Here is a 4,909-nt window from a genome sequence, read left to right on the forward strand (position 1 = left end):
CTCGATCTCCCTTTACGGCTTCATACCCCCCCTTCTAGTGCTTCTCCTGGCGCTTCTGAAGATTCCGGCCATCCCGGGGATAGTGGCCGGGATGCTTGCAGCCGCCGTCATGGCTCTCTTCCAGGGAGCGGGCGTGACCACAGTCATGGACTCGCTCTACACGGGCTACGTCCCCTCAACCATCGCTGAAGTGGCCGGCGCGGGCGATATCGCCTCGGTCAATGAACTGCTGAAGGGCGTGCTCGCCTTCTCGGCGGAGGGGTTTGACTCGGTTGTCGAGGTCGCCGACATGCTCAACGGTCTTCTCGAAAGAGGGGGACTGACCGGGATGCTCGACACTGTCGCGCTCATCCTGGTGGCGCTCGTGCTCGGCGGGATAATGGAGACACTGGGCTTCCTCGAAGTACTGCTCGAGAGGATGATGAGGGCCGTGCACTCGGTCTTCGGCCTGGTCGCGTCCGTCGTCGCGTCCTGCGTGTTCACGAACATGTTCCTGGGCGACCAGTACCTCGCCCTGGTCATGCCGGGCAGGCTCTTCAAGCCCGCCTTCGCTAACTTCGAGAAGGACGGGAAGAGGCTCGACCCGCGATTCCTCTCCAGGACCCTGGAGGACTCGGGAACCATGACCTCCGTCCTCGTGCCGTGGAACACCTGCGGCGCCTACAACAGCGGAGTGCTCGGCGTCCCCACCCTTTCCTACCTTCCCTACGCCTTCCTCAACTATCTCAACCTGGTAGTGGCGCTCGTCATGACCGCCCTTGGGATAGGCATACACTGGGCCGAGGACGAGGAAGAGGGGACGGTTTAGGCCTTGGAGAAAGTCCTTGAAGGCAGAGGAACAAACTTCCCTCTTTGGATAAAGCTGTCCGGCATGGGAGTGGGCGTGCTGCTGCTGGGCGACGGGTTCCGCAAGTTCATAGAGGGTGGCTTTTCGGGCGCGTTCGCCGGCATAATAGTCGGCTCGGCCTGCATATACATCACCGGCTATAAAAAACAAGTCGCCCTTACCGAGTCCGGTTTCTCTCGCAAGAGAATCTTCTGGGGAAAGGGGAGGGTGGACAGCCTCTCCTGGGACGAGATGGAGGAGGTCGTACTCTTTCCGTCGGACTCGGGCACCACCGTCCTGCTGCCGTTCAAGGACAGGGGATGGAGGGTCTTTCTTCCCGGGATCGCCGAGGATGAGGTCAGAGACCACATCTCTCGGTTCGGAGGAGGCGTGTCCGTCAGAACCGGAGAGGCGATTGCAGACGAATGATCGGGCTCATAATGGAGGGACTGAACGTCCCTCCTCTGTTTTCATCTGATGAATGAAAGGAAAGTATCCATGGTGCAAAAGACAAAAGTGCAACAGGTCCTGGAGCTGGGGCAGAGCATCTGGTGCGACTACCTTAGCAGGGACCTGCTAAGAGGCGGAGGGCTCGACAGGATGATAGAGCAGGGCGTGCGTGGAGTCACGACGAACCCCTCCATATTCGAGAAGGCTATCTCCGGTACCTCCGACTATGATGACGACATCCGCCGCTTGACCGCCGAGGGGCTGTCAGCCGAGGAGATCTGCACGGCCCTCACCGTAGAGGACGTCCGAGAGGCCGCCGACAGGCTCCGCCCCGTGTTCGAGTCAAGCGAAGGTTCGGATGGATTCGTCAGCCTCGAGGTCAGTCCTCTCCTGGCCGACGACGAGCAGGGCACCATCGACGAGGCCGCGTGCCTTTTCTCCATGCTCGCCAGGGAGAACGTCATGATCAAGATCCCCGCCACCCCGGCGGGAATCGAGGCCATCCGCAGGAGCATAGCGAGGGGGATAAACGTCAACGCCACCCTGATCTTCTCCAAGGGCTGCTACCGCAGGGTGCTGGAGGCCTGGCTCTCCGGCCTGGAGCAGAGGACGGAGGCCGACCTGCCGATTTCCGGTATAGCCTCCGTGGCTTCCCTGTTCGTCAGCAGGATCGACACGGCCGTCGACAAGCTGCTCGAGGGTAGCGACGCGCAGGAGCTAGCGGGTCATATAGCCGTGGACAACGCTCGCGCCGCCTACGCCTCGTTCGAGGAGACGACCAGTACTAAGAGATGGGAGGTCCTGGCCGCAAAGGGAGCGATGTTTCAGAGACCGCTCTGGGCCAGCACCGGGACGAAGAACCCGGCATACTCTCCGACACTCTACGTCGATTCCCTCATAGGGCCTAACACGGTGAACACAATACCGCCATCGACCTTCGAGAAGTTCCTCTCGGGCGGCAGAACGGAGCTCTCCGTCGCATCGGAGAGGGAGGAGGGGGTCAGGCGCCTCTCGCGCCTCGCCGCATCGGGGATCGACCTTGACGCAGTCACGGCGCGTCTCCTCGAGGAGGGACTGGAGGCCTTCACCTCTGCCTACAGGGCGCTGCTAGCCGAGATCGAGAAGAAGCGAGAGGCCTTTTCACGCTCGTGACAGTTGACATATCCAGCGGGGCTCTATATAATACTTCCGTTTGCGCATACGGGGCTATAGCTCAGTTGGGAGAGCGCTTGAATGGCATTCAAGAGGCCAGGGGTTCGAGTCCCCTTAGCTCCACCATTTCGTTGGATCAGGCCGTCCGGTGAGATCGGGCGGCTTTTCTTCTTTCCTTGCTGCAAATCATTAATAAGAGGGGGAAAGACATGTCGCCGAAGGGGTTCCATTTCATAGTCGAGGCATCAGGGTGCGGACCGGTCATATCTCAGGTGGACAGACTGCAGGAAATACTTGTGGAAGCTGCAAAAAGGGCGAACACCCAGGTGTGGTCCGTATCGTTTCATCGCTTTCCTCCCGACGGGGTGAGCGGTGTCGTGGTCATCAGCGAATCGCATCTCTCCATCCACACGTGGCCGGAGGTCGGCTACATGGCGCTCGATATCTACACGTGCGGAGAGGACAGCAAACCGGAGATCGCGGTCGACTACGTGCTTGAACAGATAGGCGCAAAGCACACCCATATCACGGAGATCTCCCGGGGCCTCGACGACGGCGACCTGGAGTACTACCACTCCTTCACCACCTGGCAGGAGGTCCTGCAGAGGAACAGCACGGCCTAAGGAAAACATGCCCCGAAGACAGAGAGCGGCGTACGCGATCACATCACGTACGCCGCTCATTTTTCCGTTTCATGCGGCCTTGGCGGCCCGGTCAGCGGGCTACTTTGCTCACGTAGGAGCTGGTCATCACGGAGAGCAGCCCTCCGTAGCTGACGTCGAATTCCATCACGTCTCCGACCTTGAGCGGGCGCTTGCAGCGGGTGACGTCCAGCAGCATGTGGTCGCTGCTCGCGCCAATTATCTCCGCGCCCTCGTCCCTCGGGAACAGGTTCTCGATGCGCGCGTCCTGCCTGCCCAGCGCCAGGATCGCTCGCTTCATCATGCCCTTGTCCTCGAAGACCGGCTTTTCGCCGAACGCGTCCATTCCTATCTCACCGATGGGCATGGAGGGCTTCTCCTTCAGCTCGATGATCTCAACCGCAAGGGTGAAGACATCCCTGTGGGTTCCCGGGATGTGGGTTCCATCGGCAGTCTCCAGTCCCAGGACTATCGACTCGCCGAGGCGAAGGAGGTTGACTCTGTCGGGGACCCCTCCCGCCTGCATCAGCTTGAGCGAGGACGAGTTGCCCCCCGAGACAATCTTCAGCTTCACGCCGCAGGTCGACTCTATCTCCCCTGCTATCTCCACCAGCTCGCCGAGGTTCTCTCTACTAGGCAGAACGCCCCCGTAGCATGTCAGGTTCACACCCACACCAGCGAGGTTGAGCCCGGGAAGCTTGACTATCTCCTGTGCCAGGGGAAGTGCGTCCTCTTTCAGAACTCCCTCGCGAAGGTCTCCCAAGTCGATCATCAGCAGTACGTCGTGAGTCTTCTCCGCGCGGACAGCGGCCTCTGATAGAGCCTTCAGAGTCGGAAGCTCCGAGTTGAGGCTGATATCAGCGAATGCGACCACCTCGTCCGCCCTGGATGGAGAGGGGAGCCGCAGAAGCATTTTTGGCAGGGGGATATCCTTCATCCTCTGAAGGTTCTCGACCCTGCTGTCGGCGAGGTACTGAACTCCGCTGGAGGCTTGAGTCTCCGCGAGCTCGGGGATGGCGCAATAGACCTTGGTCACCGCCGCCGTCTCCATGCCCTTGCCTTTGCAGAGCTGCGCCAGGTGGCGCGTGTTGTGGCGAAGCTTTTCCAGGTCGATGAACAGCGCCGGGTATTTTACTCTCGTCTCTGTCATTGCCTTGATTCTCCTGTCATCTCTATGTTTATGAGCCATCAGACGGCCCTGTTCACCGGGTTCTCTTCCGGGATTATGCCGAAGTTCTTCTTCAGCAGCTTCAGGGCGTCCTCCGGGTACTTCTTCGACAACACGCCGAGCGAGGCCATGATGTACTCGCCGTCGATCAGCGTCTTGACGCTCTCCGGCGGGTAGAGCTCGAGCCCCTTGTTCATGGTCCCCGCCGCCTTCAGGATCTCCATCCTGGCGGGAAGGCGGGTCAGCGCACCTCCGGTGCCTATCACGTACTCGACGGCCGTCAGGTCCTTGCCCTCGGCTATCGTCTTCTTTCCCGTGGCGGTGTAGTAGTGCCGGATCCTGCCCGCGTGACGCCGAAGTGAGAGCAACAGTGCCTCGCGGGTCATTCTCTCGACGAATCGAACCTCTTTGTCCGTCCGAGGTATCGGGCCCGCGCCCGCTATCAGGTCGTCGGCCTCGGGGAAGTCCGCGCGCAGCTTCTCCATGTCGACCTGTTCGGCTATGTGGTTCAAGTTGAGGTAGACCCCCAGGTCCCCCTCGACTGTTCTCTTGGCGATCGGCTCCGGGCTGACGGTGATGCTCAGTATCTTCTCGCTGCCCTCCGCGACGGAATGCACGTCCGTCGTCGCGCCCCCGACATCAAAGACGACCAAGTCGCCGAGCGCCTCCCTC

At 60.6% G+C, this 4,909-nt stretch carries 6 protein-coding genes and 1 tRNA gene; 5 read left to right on the forward strand and 2 right to left on the reverse strand.

Annotation, left to right across the window (positions count from 1 at the left end):
- From GX181_09135 to GX181_09155, 5 genes are all read left to right on the forward strand, one after another.
- A partial coding sequence (locus GX181_09135) for a sodium:proton antiporter (GenBank protein ID NLM72104.1) occupies positions 1 to 808 on the forward strand: 808 nt, incomplete at its 5' end.
- A 3-nt stretch (positions 809 to 811) separates the two neighbouring features.
- Positions 812 to 1,255: a hypothetical protein gene (locus GX181_09140; GenBank protein ID NLM72105.1), complete on the forward strand. Its 444-nt coding sequence runs from the start codon at positions 812 to 814 to the stop codon at positions 1,253 to 1,255.
- A 69-nt stretch (positions 1,256 to 1,324) separates the two neighbouring features.
- Complete coding sequence (tal, locus tag GX181_09145; protein NLM72106.1) at positions 1,325 to 2,428, forward strand: transaldolase; 1,104 nt, start codon at positions 1,325 to 1,327, stop codon at positions 2,426 to 2,428.
- Positions 2,429 to 2,478: 50 nt separating this feature from the next.
- A tRNA-Ala gene (locus GX181_09150) sits at positions 2,479 to 2,554 on the forward strand.
- An 83-nt stretch (positions 2,555 to 2,637) separates the two neighbouring features.
- Positions 2,638 to 3,051, forward strand: a complete 414-nt coding sequence (locus GX181_09155) for an adenosylmethionine decarboxylase (GenBank protein ID NLM72107.1) — start codon at positions 2,638 to 2,640, stop codon at positions 3,049 to 3,051.
- A 91-nt stretch (positions 3,052 to 3,142) separates the two neighbouring features.
- On the opposite strand, the gene GX181_09160 is transcribed toward GX181_09155, so the two are convergent.
- Both GX181_09160 and GX181_09165 read right to left on the reverse strand, forming a co-directional pair.
- The gene (locus tag GX181_09160; protein ID NLM72108.1) at positions 3,143 to 4,219 is read right to left on the reverse strand and encodes an alanine/ornithine racemase family PLP-dependent enzyme; all 1,077 of its coding nucleotides are present in this window, start codon (positions 4,217 to 4,219) and stop codon (positions 3,143 to 3,145) included.
- A 38-nt stretch (positions 4,220 to 4,257) separates the two neighbouring features.
- The coding region (locus GX181_09165) for a DNA mismatch repair protein MutL (GenBank protein ID NLM72109.1) at positions 4,258 to 4,909 on the reverse strand (652 nt) is incomplete at its 5' end.

Source organism: Synergistaceae bacterium, assembly GCA_012521675.1.
Classification (GTDB): Bacteria; Synergistota; Synergistia; order Synergistales; family Aminobacteriaceae; genus JAAYLU01.